Annotated in this window: 2 protein-coding genes; one reads left to right on the top strand and one right to left on the bottom strand. The window is 61.1% G+C overall.

The window, feature by feature from the left end:
* A partial coding sequence (locus HNQ08_RS27060; RefSeq protein WP_221284568.1) for a hypothetical protein occupies positions 1–192 on the bottom strand: 192 nt, incomplete at its 3' end.
* 513 nt (positions 193–705) lie between these two features.
* Here HNQ08_RS27060 and HNQ08_RS27055 point away from each other — a divergent pair.
* Positions 706–1,203 (top strand): hypothetical protein (locus tag HNQ08_RS27055; protein ID WP_221284566.1); only part of this gene is annotated, 498 nt, incomplete at its 3' end.

Genomic DNA, 1,203 nt, shown 5'->3' with positions numbered 1-1,203 from the left:
TGTGATGTAGCCGTAGGTGGGCGAGGGTGATGGAGTGGTCGGTGGGGTGGGATCGCTGGGGACCGTGGGCCCGGGCACCGGGCTGGTGGGTGGGGTGGGCAGCGGTGTGGACGCAGTCTCCGTACAAGCGCTCAGTGTCACCGACAGCAGCAGTGCGGCGATCAGACCGGTCTTTTTGGTGTGTGCTTTCATGTCCTGCCTCCTTCGCTCGTTGAGCGTGGTTGGAAGGTACGTGCCGGGAGATGGCTGAAAAATGTTGTCCGGAACTGGTGCCAGCTGGACCCACCACGAACATGGCGCACTAGATTCGGAAGCAGGATCAGCAAAAATGACTTCTGCCCCCCGGTTCAAACAGCGTTTGCTCCGTGCTCAAGCCGTCGAGCGACAGCGTCTCATGACCTCATCGGGAGGCATGAGGCCATTCCAATATTCGGTGCTTCGCACGGGCGTCTCCCGTGTCGAGGGGAGGTGTGGGTAGCAGACCCCACTCCATAGCCCAGATCTGAACCCGATCTGGGCTTCACGCCCTTTTAGCGCTTACTTAGGCGTGGCTGCATGGTGACAGTCTCGGGCTGAAATGCCCTTCATCCCCCGGGGTCTACCTGTCGCCCTGTCCCAGTGGAGGCTCACGGAGCGTCCAGTGTCACGCGTCAGCCATTGGGTCCCCCGTACGCTCCGGACATGCCTGAAGGCAACGGAGGAACCATGAACCGCAACATTACCGTAACCGCCCTGCTCGGTCTTACGCTCTCTCTGGTGGCCCAGGCGCTTCCTGCCGCCACCACTGCCCGGACCATCAGCGGGACGATTTCAGCCGCAGGCGGACATTCCTTGAAAGGAACGGTCGTCATCGCATGCCCCAAGGGTGACTGCGACTCAGACGATGTCAAAGGCGTCGTGATTGACAGCGTCAAAGCCAAAGCGAGCTTCCGCATCACCGACCTGGACAACGTGCCGTATGCCATTTATGCCGTGCAGGACAACGATGGAAATGAGGACGTGAGCGTGGGGGACTGGGTGGACCGCAACCTGCTGGCGGAGAAGGAAGCTGCGCTCGTCAAGGTCGGCACGGCCAACGTCAATCTTGAAATCGTGCAGGTGAAGGCAGCGGCTGCGTCCGGCACCAGCACGCAGAATCAGTCCAGCACTGCTGCAAAACCAGCGTCGGCCAATACCACCACCGCCCAGCGAGGCTACATCACG

The sequence above is a fragment of the Deinococcus humi genome, from assembly GCF_014201875.1.
In the GTDB taxonomy this organism is placed as follows: Bacteria; Deinococcota; Deinococci; order Deinococcales; family Deinococcaceae; genus Deinococcus; species Deinococcus humi.
The sequence above is the reverse complement of the archived record's forward strand: the minus strand, read 5'-3'. Positions and strand labels throughout refer to the sequence as shown.